We start from the raw sequence: 15097 nt of genomic DNA, 5'->3' as shown, positions 1-15097 counted from the left end.
GCCGCCGCCGAAGTGTGAGCGGCGGGGGCCACCGAAGTATAGGCGGCGGGCGCGCTGGTGGTCGCAGTCGACTTCGGAACGACGTTGCGGGCGATCGGCCGCGGCTTCGGCAGCGGAACTTTTGGATTGGCCCAGGCATCCGGGGGAAAAGCGGCCAGCCCCACTGCCAGCGCCAGGCCCGTAGCCAGTGCGGTCGATCGCAATGCGGCGGCGCGGATGGAAGGGATCACGGCTTTCCTCTGCGGCGGCGAATCATTCAGTCGCTCGAGCCTTAGATCTATTTGATGGAATATGTGGACAAAATGCTAAGACGTTACGGCTGGTCCTGTTTGCGCCATCACCGCGGCAAAATCGCGGCTATAGCCATTTTCGAAAGGGGTAGGCCGGGCCGCGGGCAAGAAAGCGCGTTGAAACAAAGCGCTAGCGCCATACGGCACGGCCCTTTCGCCTGATCGCCAGACCCGATATGAATTGAAATCCAGTTCGGTCGTGCCGTTTCTTAAGCGTTTGGAGGAAGTCCATGGCAGCCAAGACAAAGTTCCGGGGGTCGTTCACCGCCTTGGTCACGCCATTCAAAAACGGCTCGGTCGACGAGGCCGCCTTGCGGGGTCTCATAAGCTGGCAGATCGAGCAGGGGTCCCACGGCCTCGTTCCCGTGGGTACCACCGGCGAAAGCCCGACGCTGAGCCACGCCGAGCATCATCGGGTAGTCGAGATGTGCATCGATGAGGCGAAAGGACGCGTGCCTGTCATCGCTGGCGCGGGGTCGAACTCAACGCGCGAAGCCGTCGACCTCGCTGTGCACGCCGAGAAGGCTGGTGCCGATGCCGTTCTGGTGGTGACGCCCTACTACAACAAGCCGACCCAGGAAGGGATGTATCAGCACTTCAAGGCGGTGAATGACGCGATCGGAATCCCGATCATCATCTACAACATCCCGCCGCGCTCCGTCGTCGATATGTCGGTCGAGACCATGACGCGGTTGTTCGAGTTGAAGAACATCGCCGGCGTCAAGGACGCCACTGCCAATCTTGCCCGGGTGTCGCAGCAGCGCCATGCGATGGGGCCGGATTTCATCCAGTTGTCCGGCGAGGACATGACCGCACTGGCCTATATGGCGGCAGGAGGACATGGTTGCATTTCGGTGGTCGCCAATGTGGCGCCGAAGCTGTGTGCCGACCTGATGACAGCCGTCCTGCAGGGTGATTTCGCTACCGGACTGAAGATCCAGGATCGCCTGACGCCACTGCATGATGCCATCTTCAAGGAGCCCGGCCTCGCGGGAGCCAAGCATGGCCTCAAACTGCTGGGGCGGCTCGAAGAAGAGGTGCGCCTGCCGTTGATGAGCGTGACGCCGCCAACCGGCAAAGTGATCCGCGACGCCATGATGCATGCCGGCCTGATCAACTAGGCCAGCGGCTGACTTCGCGCGACAATCGAAGAGAGGCCTCCAACATGCTGAAGGAATTCCGCGAATTCGCGATGAAGGGTAACGTCGTCGACCTCGCCGTCGGCGTCATCATCGGTGCGGCCTTCGGCGCCATCGTGACCTCGCTGGTCGGCGACGTGATCNATGCCGATCATCGGCGCGATCACCGGCGGTCTCGATTTCTCCAACTATTTCANCCCCGCTGGCGAAGACGGTGACTGCTAACAATTTGGCGGACGCCAAAAAGCAAGGTGCAGTGTTGGCTTGGGGCAATTTCCTGACGCTGACGCTGAATTTCCTCATCGTCGCCTTTGTGTTGTTCATCGTGATCCGCGCCATGAATCAGTTCAAGCGCAAGGAAGAGGCGGCGCCAGCGCCGAAGCTGACCAAGCAGGAAGAACTGCTGACCGAGATCCGCGATCTCCTGAAGAAGAGCTAACGTGGCGGACAAGAACGAGCGCCCGATCAAGGTCGTCGCCGAAAACCGCAAGGCCCGGTTCAATTACGCGATCGACGACACCATCGAGGCCGGCATTGCGCTGACCGGCACCGAAGTGAAGTCGATCCGCAACGGCAAGACCACCATCGCGGAATCCTATGCGGATTCCAAGAACGGCGAGATCTGGCTGATCAACGCCAATATTCCGGAATATCTGCAGGCCAATCGCTTCAACCATGAGCCGAAACGGCCACGCAAGCTGCTGCTGCACCGGAAGCAGATCAACAAACTGATGGGCGCGGTCGATCGCGACGGCATGACGCTGATCCCGCTGAAACTCTATTTCAACGAACGCGGCCGCGCCAAGCTACTGCTGGCGATCGCCAAGGGCAAGAAGCTGCACGACAAGCGCGAGAGCGCAAAGAAGCGCGACTGGGGTCGGGAAAAAGGCCGCCTGATGCGGGCGAGGGGATGAGTTTCAATCGTCATTGCCTGCGACAAACGCGAAGCATTTGCGCAAGGAGCGCTAGCGACGAAGCAATCCATCTATCCCCGTGCGGAGGCATGGATTGCTTCGCGGAGCCTGTCATCGGGCGCGCATGCGCGCGACCCGTTGGCTCGCAATGACGGTGGATGGAGAGGGGAAGCCATGAACCAGAAAAACCTGCTTGAAGTCGACTGGAGCAAGATTCCGGCGCCGGAGAATGACGGCGCGGCGGCGCATCTCGTCGGCATGACGATCCCTGAGGTCTCACTGCTTGCCACCGACGATAGTTCGGTGACGCTGTCGGCGCTTCCGGGCCGCACGGTGGTGTTCGCCTATCCCCGCACCGGCGAGCCCGGCAAGATCAGCCTGGTCGATGATTGGGACATGATTCCCGGCGCGCGCGGCTGCACGCCGCAGACCTGCTCGTTCCGCGACCTGTTTGCCGAATTGAAAGCCGGCGGCGCCAGACATGTGTTCGGCCTGTCGACGCAGGACAACGTCTACCAGACCGAGATGGCGTCGCGGCTGCACCTGCCGTTCCCGGTGCTGTCCGACGAGAAGCTGAAGCTGACCCGCGCGCTGAACCTGCCAACCATGGAAGTGGCGGGGCTGACGCTGATCAAGCGGCTGGCGCTGATCGTCGATGACGGCCGCATCACCCACGTCTTCTATCCGGTATTCCCGCCGGACCGGAACGCCGCCGACGTGCTGGCGTGGCTGAGGGAAAATCCGGCGTAAGCGTGTCTTGTCGGGCGGGCAAACTAATCCGCCCTACGCGCCAGGCCTGTCAACGAACCCGGTTGATCAACGGGCATTCACTATCAGCCAACGCGGAGTAAACGTCGCCGCTCGGAACTCTTTCGAGGACGTTATAGTATTCCCAGGGAGCCTTGACGTCGGATGGATCCTTCACCTGGACAAGGTAGAAGTCGTGCACAAGCTTTCCGTCCTCGCGGATCTTCGCGCCCCTTGCGTAGAAGTCGTCAACGGGCATCGAACGCATTTTTTCCAGCACCGGATCCGTTGCATCCGTACCAACCTCTGCAACGGCTTTGAGATAGTGACCCACACCCGAATAAACCGCCGCTTGCGGTGCCGTGGGCATTGCGCCGCGAAGCTTGTAGAAGCGCTGCGCGAAGGCCCTGGTCTCGTCGTTCAACGCCCAATACCACGCCGTGAGGGTCGTCAGGCCCTTGGCAATTTTCGGGCCCATGGCATGAACATCGGTGATGAACATCAGCTCGGCGACAGGCTTTTGACTGCCCGTATTCATGCCGAACTCGTTCCATTGTTTCATCAAGGTCACCAGCTGCTCGCCAGCATTGGCGAAGGCGATGGCCTTGGCGCCGGACGCCTGGGCCTGCAGAATAAACGAACTATAATCCGCAGTGCCGATCGGGTGATACACGGCGCCGAGCGACTTGCCTCCTGTCGCCGCGAGCACGCGCTGCGACTCCAGCACCATGTTCTTCCCGAACGCGTAATCGGCCGCAATGAAGAACCACGTATCGTAGCCTTGCGAGACCAGCTTACGGATCGGTCCCGACACCAGATTGTAGGAATCGTGGAGCCAGGCCAGGCCGTTTCGGGAACATTGCTTGCCGTTAAGTTCAGTGGTCGCGACGGCCGAATAGACGGCAATCTTGTTCTTGTCGCGCGCCAGTGACTGGATGGCGAGGCCAACGGCCGAGTTGGACACGTCGGCGACCATGTCGACGCCGTCGACGTCGAACCATTTCCGGACAATTCCGACGCCGATATCCGGTTTGTTCTGATGGTCCGCGGCGACGATCTCGACCTTGATCGACGGCACCGATTTCTGAAAATCCTCCGCCGCCATCCTGGCGGCGGTGATCGACCCTGGTCCGCTCAAATCGGACAATGGCCCTGTCTGGTCATTGATGATGCCGATCCGGACGACGCCACCGGAGAGTTCGGCAGCGCGGGCGGCCGGGAAGGATCCGACAAAGATCAAAAGAGCAGCAACCTTGAGTATCGCTCTTCTCGGGGTCGCACGGCCGTTCCAAATCATGCGGGTATCTTTCCAGGTGTGGCGCTACGTTTCCGGCGCTCTAACCAACGGGTCAAGCAACCGTCATCGCGTTTGATTTGAGCTTTTGAGCAGCCTTCTGCACCGCCGCGGCGCGCTTGCGAAGCCAGGGTTCGGCCTCAAGGCGCATTTGGGAAAGCAGTTCGGGCGGCGCATTCTGCACCGTGATATCGAACGGCGGCTGCGGTTGGTATTCCAGCATGAGCTGGAGTTTCTTCGCGACGTCTTCGCCGCACAGCTCGGATGCGACCTGAAAGCCAAAATCAATTCCGGCGGTAACACCACCGCCGGAAATGCGGTTACGGTCGATCACGACGCGTTCGTTGACCGCGATGGCGCCAAAGGCGGCAAGCTGCTCACTCATCAGCCAGTGGCAGGCCGACTTGTATCCGTCGAGCAGGCCGGCGGCGCCTAGGATCAGGCAGCCCGCGCAAACCGAGGTGACGTAGCGAGCCGATCCGCCCTTGTCGCGAACGAACGCAATCACCTCGTCATCGCCCAGGAAGTCGACCAGCCCCGGGCCGCCACCGATGCAGAACACGTCCAGATCCGGGCAGTCGGCGAAAATGGTGGTCGGCAGCAGCGGCAGGCCGACGTCACTGATGACAGGTTCGATGCTTTTCCAAAGCAAATGCATGCGAACGTTCGGAAGGCGCGCAAAGACTTCGAAAGGTCCGGTGACATCCAGCTGGGTCATCCCGGGAAAGAACAGAATTCCGATCTCGATCGGCTTGCCGGACATGGTGCACCTCCGTTTTGAACGAAGGCAGGTTGACAGGCTGGCGGGTTTGCCGAAATGTCATAATACACGCATTTCCTGCCAAGGTTTGCTGACAAGGCCCGCTCATGGCTCGTTCCCAAGCCCGCCGTCTGGTCTTTGTTCTCTTCGAGGATTGCCTGCTGCTCGACTTCGCCGGGCCGCTGCAGGCATTTGAGCTTGCCTGCGAAAACGCCGAGACCGGCCGGGCGCCCTATGTCTGGCAGGTCTGCTCGTTGAAGGGCGGGCCGGTTCGAACCTCGTCCGGCCTGGAGGTGATGACAACCTCCCTGTCCGACTGCGACCGCATCAATATCGACACGCTCGTCGTCGGTGGCGGGCCCGGCGTTCATCGTGCTTCTGCGGAGACCGCGCTTGTCGATTGGTTTCGCTTGGCTGCGCCGAACGCAAGACGTGTCTGCTCCGTCTGTACCGGTGCGTTTGTTTTGGCTGCAGCCGGCCTGCTGCACGGACGACGCGCCGTCACCCATTGGGGCTCCTGCGAGCTGCTCAGCGCCCAATACCCCGACGTTTCGGTGTTGGTCGATCCGGTCTTCGTTCACGACCGCGGAATTTGGACGTCTGCGGGGGTGACAGCAGGCATCGATCTTGCGCTCACCTTGCTGGAAGATGATCTCGGACACCGCGAAGCCATGCGTATCGCGCGTCGTTTGGTGGTGTTTTTGAAGCGACCCGGGGGGCAGGCCCAATTCAGCGTGCCGCTGTCACTGCAGTCGTCCGAAGACAGGGCGTTCGAAAATATCTCGACCTGGATGCAGGATAATCTCGGCGGTGATTTGCGTGTGGAGAGTCTGGCCGAAAGAGCAGGGATGAGTCCCCGCACATTCGCGCGCGTATTTCGGCAAAAGACCGGCCGGACGCCCGGCAAAGCGGTGGAAGAGCTTCGCGTAGAGGCCGCCCGGAGGGCGCTGGAAGAATCTGTTGCCAGCATCAAGGAAATCGCGGCGCGCGCGGGATTTCAAAGTGAAGAGCACTTTCGGCGCGCTTTCCGCCGCCGTCTACACGTGTTGCCGCAGGATTATCGGGTTCGATTTTATCAGGGGCAAAGGCAATAACCGGTAGGGCGGATTAGCAAAGCGCAGCGTGCCCACCACCTCCCGAAATCGTTGACGTCAAGGGTGGGCACGCTGCGCTTTTGCCCACCCTACGAATCCAGATCTTTCCGCACTTTCGCAAACACGTTGCGAAACATCTCCGGCGTCAGCACCCGCGTGTTGGTGTTGTAGCGCGAGCAGTGATAGCTGTCGTAGAGCTTGATGGTGTCGGCCTTGTGCACCGCGCCGTGTGCGAAGGGGGCGGCGCCATTGCGCAGCCCGAGCGCCTTCAACGTCGAGTCATGGGCGATGCGCCCGAGCGCCACGATCGCGCGAAGCTTCGGCATCGTTGCAATCGTCTTCACCAGGAATTGCCGGCAGGTGTTGATCTCGGCAGGCAACGGCTTGTTCTGCGGCGGCACGCAGCGCACCGCGTTGCTGATCCGGCAGTTGACCAGTTTGAGCCCGTCGTCGGGACGTGCCTGATAGACGCCTTTCGCAAAACCGTATTCGAGCAAGGTCGCATACAGCAAGTCGCCGGCGTAGTCGCCGGTGAACGGGCGTCCAGTCCGGTTGGCGCCCTGCATGCCGGGCGCGAGCCCGACAATCAGGAGCTGCGCGTTGGCATCGCCGAACGAAGCGACCGGCGCATTGTGCCAATCCGGCTCTTTCGCGCGCGCCTGCGCACGAAATTCGGCGAGCCTCGGGCAGAGCGGGCAATTGCGGCCGGGTTCGAAAGAAGCGGGGGCGGGGAGACTAGCCATGTTTCCAATGCGTTTTCGAGCGACAGCCGGCCACGGAGCTGGATCCGGGATCGAGGCCGGGTCGCGTCGACTACGCGCGGCAAACAAAAAGCCCCGGTTCTGTTTTCAATCAGAACCGAGGCTCTAGCAGCGTATGGACCCATTCTCAATCGTCGAAATCGTCATCCCCCGCCCGCGTCGCAACCGTGGTCGCGCGCTGCAGGAATTGCGGGGAGTGGTGGCGCGGTTCGCGCGGGGCAGGACGCTCGGAGGGATCGCGGCCGAGCTTCGATTGCAGCTCGACGAGGTCGGTGAAAACGTCGGCCTGGCGGCGCAGTTCGTCGGCGATCATCGGAGGCTGGCTCGAAATGGTCGACACTACCGTGACGCGAACACCCCGACGTTGCACTGCTTCCACCAGCGAGCGGAAATCGCCATCGCCCGAGAACAGGACGATCTGGTCGACATGCTCGGCGAGTTCCATGGCATCGACGGCGAGCTCGATGTCCATGTTGCCTTTCACCTTGCGCCGGCCGGACGCGTCGATGAATTCCTTCGTTGCCTTGGTGACGACGGTGTAGCCGTTGTAGTCGAGCCAGTCGATCAACGGGCGGATCGAGGAGTATTCCTGATCTTCGATGATCGCCGTGTAGTAGAATGCACGTAACAGCGTCCCGCGGCTCTGAAATTCCTTGAGGAGGCGCTTGTAGTCGATGTCGAAGCCGAGCGTCTTTGCGGTTGCGTACAGGTTGGCGCCATCAATGAAGAGCGCAATCTTGTTGGAAGTCGGTGACATCAAATGGTTCTCACGTTGTGGTTAGCTTTTCTAGCGCAGCGGCTATCGTCCGCGCGCACTTTCCAGTTCTGGTGCCTAAAGTTCGGTGAATCGTGCCCCGCGACAGTCACCACTGCAATTATGGTGAGCCGAGGGCGAAAAACCTAGACTTTTGACGGTGCAATGAAGAGATTTACTTGTCCTGCGCGGCAACCCTGCCGCGTCTGGACGCTCCGGCCATTTTGGCCCCGAAGGGTGGGTTACCAGAGCCCATTAGGAAGGCAAATCACAAATTTAGGCTTGCGAAACGACCCCAGCCACTATAACTAGCGCCCAATACCGACATATTTGGCCCCAAATAACGGAGCGACAGTCTATGGCGCGCGTCACCGTGGAAGATTGCATTGACAAGGTCGACAACCGGTTCGACCTGGTGTTGTTGGCGGCGCATCGCGCTCGTATGATCTCGTCCGGATCGCAACTCACGGTTGATCGCGACAACGACAAGAACCCGGTCGTTTCGCTGCGTGAAATCGCCGATTCCACTATTTCCCCGGAAGACCTGCGTGAGGAACTGGTTCATTCGCTGCAGAAATTCGTCGAGGTCGACGAGCCAGAGCCCGATACCGTACCTTTGATCGGCTCGGCCGGCGCCAGCGTCGATGCCGACGACACCGAGGTTGCGGTCGAGCGTATGACCGAGGAAGAGCTCCTCAAGGGCCTGGAAGGCCTGGCGCCGCCGGAAGAGCAGCCCGAAGAGGACGAGTAATCCGGAACATTTCGGTCGTCCCGAACTCCCTGATTTGCCAAAGGCCCGGACATTCGTCCGGGCCTTTGCTTTTGTTGACATTTTTGCGGTTACAATGCGTCCTTGCTGGGCGCGGCGGAAACCGGCTGACTTAGGCTGGCCGGCCGGCCCGCCGGGGCGGGCGTTGGATGGCCGCCGACCCAAGCGAAATTGAACCGTTTCGCGATCCGGGCGGCGTGCATCGTCCTCCGAAAACGCATTAGATACGCCAAGGGCGGGACCCGACGGGGTCTGGTGGAAGAAGGCAGTGATGTGATGGCGTATTGGCGCCGCAGCTCGAGGCAAATGCAGGCCGCAACCGGTGGGGTCGCGGTCGCCCCGACGTCGCCGGTGGCGGAGAAGCCGAAATCGCCGCGCTCGCGGATGATGCGCCAATACGACCTGGTCGAGCGCGTCCGATCGTACAACCCTGATACCAACGAAGACCTGCTCAACCGCGCCTATGTCTACGCCATGAAGGCGCACGGCACGCAGACGCGCGCGTCCGGCGATCCCTATTTTTCCCATCCGCTCGAGGTCGCGGCGATCCTGACCAACCTCAAGCTCGACGATGCCACCATCGTGGCGGCGCTGCTGCACGACACCATCGAGGACACCGAGGCGACGCGCGCCGAGATCGACAACATCTTCGGCCACGAGATCGGCGCGCTGGTCGAGGGGCTCACCAAGCTGAAGCGGCTGGAACTGGTCTCGCGCGAAGCCAAGCAGGCCGAGAACCTGCGCAAGCTGCTGCTGGCAATCGCCGACGACGTCCGCGTGCTCCTGATCAAGCTTGCCGACCGCCTGCACAACATGCGCACGCTGGAGTTCGTGCCGCATGCCTCGCGGCGGCGTATCGCCGAGGAGACGCTCGACATCTATGCGCCGCTCGCCGGCCGCATGGGTATGCATGAGATGCGCGAGGAGCTGGAAGACCTGTCCTTCCACGTGCTCGATCCCGAAGCCTATGCGGTGGTGAAGCAGCGGCTCGACGCGCTCGCCGACCGCAACCGCAATCTGATCGGCGAGATCGAAAGCCAGCTTTCCAAGAACCTGCAGAAGAACGGGATCATCGCGCGCGTCTATGGCCGCCGCAAGCAACCGTTCTCGATCTGGACAAAGATGGAGCGCAAGTCGATCGGCTTCGAGCAATTGTCCGACATCTACGGCTTCCGCATCATCCTGGGCGAAGTCGAGGACTGCTACGCCGCGCTCGGCGTGGTGCACACCACCTGGCCGGTGGTGCCGGGCCGCTTCAAGGACTACATCTCGACGCCGAAGCAGAATGACTACCGTTCGCTCCACACCACCGTAATCGGCCCCGGCAACCAGCGCGTCGAACTGCAGATCCGCACCGAAGAGATGAACCAGATCGCGGAATTCGGCATCGCCGCGCATGCCTTTTACAAGGAAGGCATGGGCTCGCCGACCGAGCGGCTCAAGCACGAATCCAACGCCTTTGCCTGGCTCCGTCACACCGTCGGCATCCTCTCCGAAAGCGCCAATCCGGAAGAGTTTCTGGAGCACACCAAGCTGGAGCTGTTCCACGACCAGGTGTTCTGCTTCACGCCCAAGGGCAAGCTGATCGCGCTGCCGCGGCAGGCGAACGTGATCGATTTCGCCTATGCCGTGCATACCGACGTCGGCAACTCGGCGGTCGGCTGCAAGATCAACGGCAAGTTCGCGCCGCTGTCGTCCGAACTGCAGAACGGCGACGAGGTCGAGGTTTTGACCTCGAAGGCGCAGTCGGCGCCGCCGTCGGCCTGGGAATCGCTTGCGATCACCGGCAAGGCGCGCGCGGCAATCCGGCGCGCCACGCGTACCGCGGTGCGCGACCAATATGCCGGCCTTGGCCGCCGCATCGTCGATCGCCTGTTCGCGCGCGCCAAGATCGAATATGCTGACGACAAGCTGACGGGCGCATTGCCGCGGCTGGCCCGCACCTCGATCGAGGACGTGATGGCTTCTGTCGGACGCGGTGAGCTGAAGGCTTCCGACGTCGCCCGCGCCATGTATCCGGACTACAAGGAAGAGCGGCTGGTACGCTACGGGGCCAAGAAGAGCCTGGCGGTGAAATTGAAGCTGAAGTCGGAGCCGCATCCGGCGCGCTCCACCTCCGTGATCCCGGTGCGCGGCATCAATTCCGACCTGCCGGTGAAGTTCGCGCCGAACGGCGGCGCCGTGCCGGGCGACCGCATCGTCGGCATCGTCACGCCGGGCGAGGGGATCACGATCTATCCGATCCAGTCGCCGGCGCTGAAGGATTTCGAGGAGGAGCCGGAGCGCTGGCTCGACGTGCGCTGGGATATCGACGAGACCATGCCGCAGCGTTTCCCGGCGCGGATACTCGTGCACAACGTCAACGAGCCCGGCAGCCTCGCCCAGGTCGCGACCGTGATCGCCGAGCATGACGGCAATATCGACAATATCAGCATGTCGCGCCGCTCGCCCGATTTCACCGAGCTGACCATCGATCTCGAGGTCTATGACCTCAAGCATCTCAGTGCAATTATCGCACAATTGCGCGCCAAGGCCGTCGTCGCCAAGGTTGAGCGGGTCAACGGGTAGGCTGTATCATCGTTGCGTTGCAAGTCAGTCTGCGAGTCCTGAAAATGCCCGTTCCTCCGCTCCGCCTCGGCATCAATGTCGACCACGTCGCCACCCTTCGCAATGCGCGGGGCGGCGAGCGGCCGGATCCGGTGCGGGCGGCACTCGCCGCGATCGAGGCCGGCGCCGACGGCATCACTGCGCATCTGCGCGAGGACCGCCGCCATATCCGCGACAGCGACATGGCTCGCCTGAAGGCCGAGATTTCGAAGCCGCTGAATTTCGAGATGGCGGCGACCGAGGACATGCTGCGGATATCGCTCGCCACCAAGCCCCACGCGGTGTGCCTGGTGCCGGAGCGGCGTGAAGAACTCACCACCGAGGGCGGATTGGATGTGGTCGGCCAGCACAATGCGCTGGCGCCGTTTATCGCCCGGCTGAATGACGCCGGCATCCGGGTGTCGCTGTTCATCGCCGCCGACCCCCAGCAGATCGAGATGGCCGCAAAATTGCGCGCGCCCGTCATCGAGATCCATACCGGCGGCTGGTGCGACGCCGTGGTCGACGGTCACGCCGCCAAGGCCGAGGCGGAATGGCAGCGAATCGTCAAGGGGGCCGCTTTGGGCCGCGCCGCGGGGCTGGAGGTCCATGCCGGCCACGGCCTCGACTACCAGACCGCCGAGACGATTGCCGCGCTGCCCGAGATCGCCGAGCTCAACATCGGCTATTTCATGATGGGGGAGGCGCTGTTCGTCGGCCTCGGCGAGACCGTGCGGCAAATGCGCGCCGCGATGGACCGCGGCCGCCAGAAGATTACGGGCCGGACATGATCATCGGCATCGGTTCCGACCTGGTCGACATCACCCGGGTTGCCAAGGTGATCGAGCGTCACGGCGACCGCTTCCTCGACCGCATCTTCACCGACGCCGAGCGCGCCAAGGCGGCGCGCCGGGCCAACAACGAAAAGATGGTGGTCGCGACCTACGCCAAGCGATTCGCCGCCAAGGAGGCCTGTTCCAAGGCGCTCGGCACCGGCATCCGCCGCGGCGTCTGGTGGCGGGACATGGGGGTGGTGAACCTGCCGGGGGGACGGCCGACCATGAAACTCACCGGCGGTGCGCTGGCCCGGCTGGAAGCGCTGACGCCGGAGGGGTTCGAGGCGCGGATCGATCTGTCGATCACCGATGACTGGCCGCTGGCGCAGGCCTTCGTCATAATTTCGGCGGTCACGCCCGGCAAATCATGAGCCGCGCAGGCGTTTGCGCCGGGGAAACGAGACAAAACTAAAAATCATTGTTTTTCAATGGATTATGAAGTTTTGACAAGGCGCTTGATTGCGCGCCCACGAACAACCGTCTAAAACGCGCAGCAACTAGTTCGAGCCAGGGCCGATTCAGGTTAGCGCCGGAATTGGCCCTCAACATCAGTATTGAGACCATTTTCCTGACGCGAACCAGGCGATTCGCGTGCGGAAAACGTTCTGCCACCGTGCGGGCCAGCGCTCGCGGGAATTGGGAAAGCGATGAGCGTGACCTCCAGCACAAAATCTGAAAGCGGCTTGGGCGAAACCATCCGCGTCGTCATCCATGCTCTCCTGATCGCGCTGGTGATCCGCACCTTCCTGTTCCAGCCGTTCAACATCCCCTCGGGATCGATGAAGGCGACGCTCTTGGTCGGCGATTACCTGTTCGTCTCGAAATATTCGTACGGCTACAGCCACTACTCCATTCCGTTGTCGCCGCCGCTGTTCTCGGGGCGTATCTTCGGCTCCGAGCCGAACCGGGGCGACATCGTGGTGTTCCGCCTGCCGAAGGACGATTCCACCGATTACATCAAGCGGGTGATCGGCCTGCCGGGTGACCGCATCCAGATGCGGGAAGGGCTGCTCTACATCAACGACAAGCCGGTCAAGCGCGAGCGGCTTTCCGATTTCATCGGCGAAGACCCCTGCGGCTCCGACGCCACCGCGCGCGTCAAGCGCTGGAAAGAAACGCTGCCGAACGGCGTCAGCTATGAATCGCTCGATTGCGTCGACAACGGCTTCTACGACAACACCAGCGTCTACACCGTGCCCCCCGGTCACTTCTTCATGATGGGCGACAACCGGGACAACTCGACCGACAGCCGGGTGCTGTCGGCTGTCGGCTATGTGCCGTTCGAGAACATCGTCGGCCGGGCGCAGATGATCTTCTTCTCCATTGCCGAGGGCGAACACGCCTGGATGTTCTGGCGCTGGCCGACGGCGGTGCGCTGGAATCGCCTATTCACAATCGTGCGATGAACGACGAGACCGCGACCATTCCCGACGCACCGGCCTCAGGCGAGGCGAGCCAGCCGGCGGATGCGCCGAGCGCCGCTGCGCCGAAGAAGAAGCGCGGCAAGGCCGGTGCCAAGGCTGCGGCCGCGGCGATCGAGGGCCGCATCGGTTATAAGTTCTCTGACCCCGCGCTGCTGACCACCGCGTTCACGCATGTCTCCGCCCTGAAGCCCGCCACCCGCCATCGCGCCGACAGCTACCAGCGGCTGGAATTCCTCGGCGATCACGTGCTCGGGCTGATCATCTCCGACATGCTGTATCGCGCCTATCCGCGGGCCGACGAGGGCGAATTGTCGAAACGGCTCGCCGATCTCGTGCGCAAGGAAAGCTGCGCCGATGTCGCCAAATCGCTCGGACTGCTCGAGGACATCAAGCTCGGCGCGGTGGGGGCAGGGGCCGGCGCGCGCCTGCGCAAATCGGTGCTCGGCGACATCTGCGAGGCGGTGATCGGGGCGATCTATCTCGACGGCGGCTATGCGGCGGCGTCGCAATTCGTCGAGCGCAACTGGCTGGAGCGGATGCGCAAACCCCGGCGGCCGCTGCGCGATCCCAAGACGGTGTTGCAGGAATGGGCCCAGAGCAAGGGATTGCCGACGCCGGTCTACCGCGAGATCGAGCGCACCGGGCCGCATCACGACCCGCAATTCCGCGTCGCCGTCGACCTGCCGGGCCTTGCGCCCGCGGAAGGCGTCGGCGGCTCCAAGCGCGCCGCCGAGAAGGTCGCGGCCTCCGTGATGATCGAACGCGAAGGCGTCGGTGGCGGCAGCAATGACAGTTGAACCCGCACCCGGCGCGTCCAGCGAGACCCGCTGCGGCTTCGTCGCGCTGATCGGCGCCCCCAATGTCGGCAAGTCGACGCTCGTCAACGCGCTGGTCGGCTCCAAGGTCACCATCGTCTCGCGCAAGGTGCAGACGACGCGCGCGCTGATCCGCGGCATCGTGATCGAGGACAATGCGCAAATCATTCTGGTCGACACGCCCGGCATTTTCTCGCCGAAGCGGCGGCTCGACCGCGCCATGGTTTCCACCGCCTGGAGCGGCGCCCATGATGCCGATCTCGTCTGCGTGCTGCTGGATGCCAAGGCCGGAATCGACGACGAGGCCGATGCGATCCTGGGTAAGCTCGCGACGGTAGCGCACCCGAAAATCCTGGTCCTGAACAAGATCGACCTGATCCCGCGCGAGAAGCTTTTGGCGCTGGCGCAGGCCGCCAACGAGCGCATGAAGTTCGAGCACACCTTCATGATCTCGGCGTTGTCGGGCGACGGCGTCGACGACCTGCGCAAGACGCTTGCCAGGAGCGTGCCGGCGGGACCGTTTCACTACCCCGAGGACCAGATGTCGGATGCACCGCTGCGGCATCTGGCAGCCGAAATCACCCGGGAAAAGATCTACCGCCAGCTCCATCAGGAACTGCCGTATCAATCGACGGTGGAGACCGACACCTGGACCGAGCGCAAGGACAAGTCGGTCCGCATCGAGCAGACGATCTTTGTCGAGCGCGAGAGCCAGCGCAAGATCGTGCTTGGCAAGGGCGGCGCCACCATCAAGTCGATCGGCGCGGAGTCGCGCAAGGAGATCGCGGAGATCGTCGGCGTACCCGTGCACCTGTTTCTGTTCGTCAAGGTGCGCGAGAACTGGGGTGACGACCCCGACCGCTATCGGGAAATGGGACTGGAATTCCCGAAGGAATGAACAGTCAGCGCTCAGG

Annotated in this window: 17 protein-coding genes and 1 pseudogene; 13 read left to right on the top strand and 5 right to left on the bottom strand. The window is 62.4% G+C overall.

Annotated features, from left to right (window positions below):
* A partial coding sequence (locus tag CQ14_RS16650; RefSeq protein ID WP_057858934.1) for a hypothetical protein occupies positions 1 to 230 on the bottom strand: 230 nt, incomplete at its 3' end.
* A 290-nt stretch (positions 231 to 520) separates the two neighbouring features.
* Between CQ14_RS16650 and dapA the strand changes: the two genes are divergently transcribed.
* The 5 genes and pseudogenes from dapA to CQ14_RS16630 all read left to right on the top strand — a co-directional run bounded on the left by dapA (position 521) and on the right by CQ14_RS16630 (position 3093).
* Positions 521 to 1411 carry a 4-hydroxy-tetrahydrodipicolinate synthase gene (dapA, locus tag CQ14_RS16645; RefSeq protein ID WP_057858933.1) on the top strand — a complete coding sequence of 297 codons (891 nt, stop codon included), beginning with the start codon at positions 521 to 523 and terminating at the stop codon, positions 1409 to 1411.
* A 44-nt stretch (positions 1412 to 1455) separates the two neighbouring features.
* A pseudogene (locus tag CQ14_RS46320) lies at positions 1456 to 1572 on the top strand (MscL family protein); the annotation flags it as partial.
* A gap of 54 nt (positions 1573 to 1626) precedes the next feature.
* Positions 1627 to 1868 (top strand): MscL family protein (locus CQ14_RS46315; RefSeq protein ID WP_245320375.1); only part of this gene is annotated, 242 nt, incomplete at its 5' end.
* A 1-nt stretch (position 1869) separates the two neighbouring features.
* Positions 1870 to 2343 (top strand): SsrA-binding protein SmpB, encoded by a 474-nt coding sequence (smpB, locus tag CQ14_RS16635; RefSeq protein ID WP_057858932.1) that lies wholly within the window; start codon positions 1870 to 1872, stop codon positions 2341 to 2343.
* A 174-nt stretch (positions 2344 to 2517) separates the two neighbouring features.
* A complete protein-coding gene (locus CQ14_RS16630) occupies positions 2518 to 3093 on the top strand; it encodes a peroxiredoxin (RefSeq protein ID WP_057858931.1) in 576 nt (191 codons plus the stop codon).
* 49 nt (positions 3094 to 3142) lie between these two features.
* Here CQ14_RS16630 and CQ14_RS16625 read toward each other — a convergent pair whose 3' ends face one another.
* A complete protein-coding gene (locus CQ14_RS16625; protein ID WP_082649903.1) occupies positions 3143 to 4387 on the bottom strand; it encodes an ABC transporter substrate-binding protein in 1245 nt (414 codons plus the stop codon).
* Between the two features lie 52 nt (positions 4388 to 4439).
* Entirely contained in the window at positions 4440 to 5147 is a 708-nt protein-coding gene (locus CQ14_RS16620; RefSeq protein WP_057858930.1) for a DJ-1/PfpI family protein, read from the bottom strand.
* Positions 5148 to 5251: 104 nt separating this feature from the next.
* On the opposite strand from CQ14_RS16620, the gene CQ14_RS16615 reads away from it, so the two are divergent.
* Positions 5252 to 6238, top strand: coding sequence for a GlxA family transcriptional regulator (locus CQ14_RS16615; protein WP_057858929.1), 987 nt, complete (start codon positions 5252 to 5254; stop codon positions 6236 to 6238).
* A gap of 89 nt (positions 6239 to 6327) precedes the next feature.
* Here CQ14_RS16615 and CQ14_RS16610 read toward each other — a convergent pair whose 3' ends face one another.
* Both CQ14_RS16610 and CQ14_RS16605 read right to left on the bottom strand, forming a co-directional pair.
* Positions 6328 to 6981: a uracil-DNA glycosylase gene (locus CQ14_RS16610; RefSeq protein WP_057858928.1), complete on the bottom strand. Its 654-nt coding sequence runs from the start codon at positions 6979 to 6981 to the stop codon at positions 6328 to 6330.
* A gap of 145 nt (positions 6982 to 7126) precedes the next feature.
* Positions 7127 to 7756: a LabA-like NYN domain-containing protein gene (locus CQ14_RS16605; protein ID WP_057839027.1), complete on the bottom strand. Its 630-nt coding sequence runs from the start codon at positions 7754 to 7756 to the stop codon at positions 7127 to 7129.
* Between the two features lie 355 nt (positions 7757 to 8111).
* Between CQ14_RS16605 and rpoZ the strand changes: the two genes are divergently transcribed.
* The 7 genes from rpoZ (at position 8112) to era (ending at position 15081) form a co-directional block, all read left to right on the top strand.
* A complete protein-coding gene (gene rpoZ / locus CQ14_RS16600) occupies positions 8112 to 8504 on the top strand; it encodes a DNA-directed RNA polymerase subunit omega (protein ID WP_024512695.1) in 393 nt (130 codons plus the stop codon).
* Positions 8505 to 8798: 294 nt separating this feature from the next.
* Positions 8799 to 11090: a RelA/SpoT family protein gene (locus tag CQ14_RS16595; protein WP_057858927.1), complete on the top strand. Its 2292-nt coding sequence runs from the start codon at positions 8799 to 8801 to the stop codon at positions 11088 to 11090.
* Between the two features lie 44 nt (positions 11091 to 11134).
* The gene (locus CQ14_RS16590) at positions 11135 to 11899 is read left to right on the top strand and encodes a pyridoxine 5'-phosphate synthase (RefSeq protein WP_057858926.1); all 765 of its coding nucleotides are present in this window, start codon (positions 11135 to 11137) and stop codon (positions 11897 to 11899) included.
* A complete protein-coding gene (gene acpS, locus CQ14_RS16585; RefSeq protein ID WP_057858925.1) occupies positions 11896 to 12315 on the top strand; it encodes a holo-ACP synthase in 420 nt (139 codons plus the stop codon). The genes CQ14_RS16590 and acpS overlap by 4 nt, the downstream gene beginning before the upstream one ends.
* Positions 12316 to 12591: 276 nt before the next feature.
* Positions 12592 to 13350 (top strand): signal peptidase I, encoded by a 759-nt coding sequence (gene lepB, locus CQ14_RS16580; RefSeq protein WP_057858924.1) that lies wholly within the window; start codon positions 12592 to 12594, stop codon positions 13348 to 13350.
* Entirely contained in the window at positions 13347 to 14165 is an 819-nt protein-coding gene (gene rnc / locus CQ14_RS16575) for a ribonuclease III (protein WP_057858923.1), read from the top strand. Before lepB ends, rnc begins: the two co-directional genes overlap by 4 nt.
* Positions 14155 to 15081: a GTPase Era gene (gene era / locus CQ14_RS16570; protein ID WP_057858922.1), complete on the top strand. Its 927-nt coding sequence runs from the start codon at positions 14155 to 14157 to the stop codon at positions 15079 to 15081. Before rnc ends, era begins: the two co-directional genes overlap by 11 nt.
* The last annotated feature ends 16 nt before the right edge of the window (positions 15082 to 15097 follow it).

Origin of the sequence: Bradyrhizobium lablabi (assembly GCF_001440475.1) — a bacterium.
Classification (GTDB): Bacteria; Pseudomonadota; Alphaproteobacteria; order Rhizobiales; family Xanthobacteraceae; genus Bradyrhizobium; species Bradyrhizobium lablabi.
This window is presented reverse-complemented; position numbering and strand designations above follow the sequence as displayed.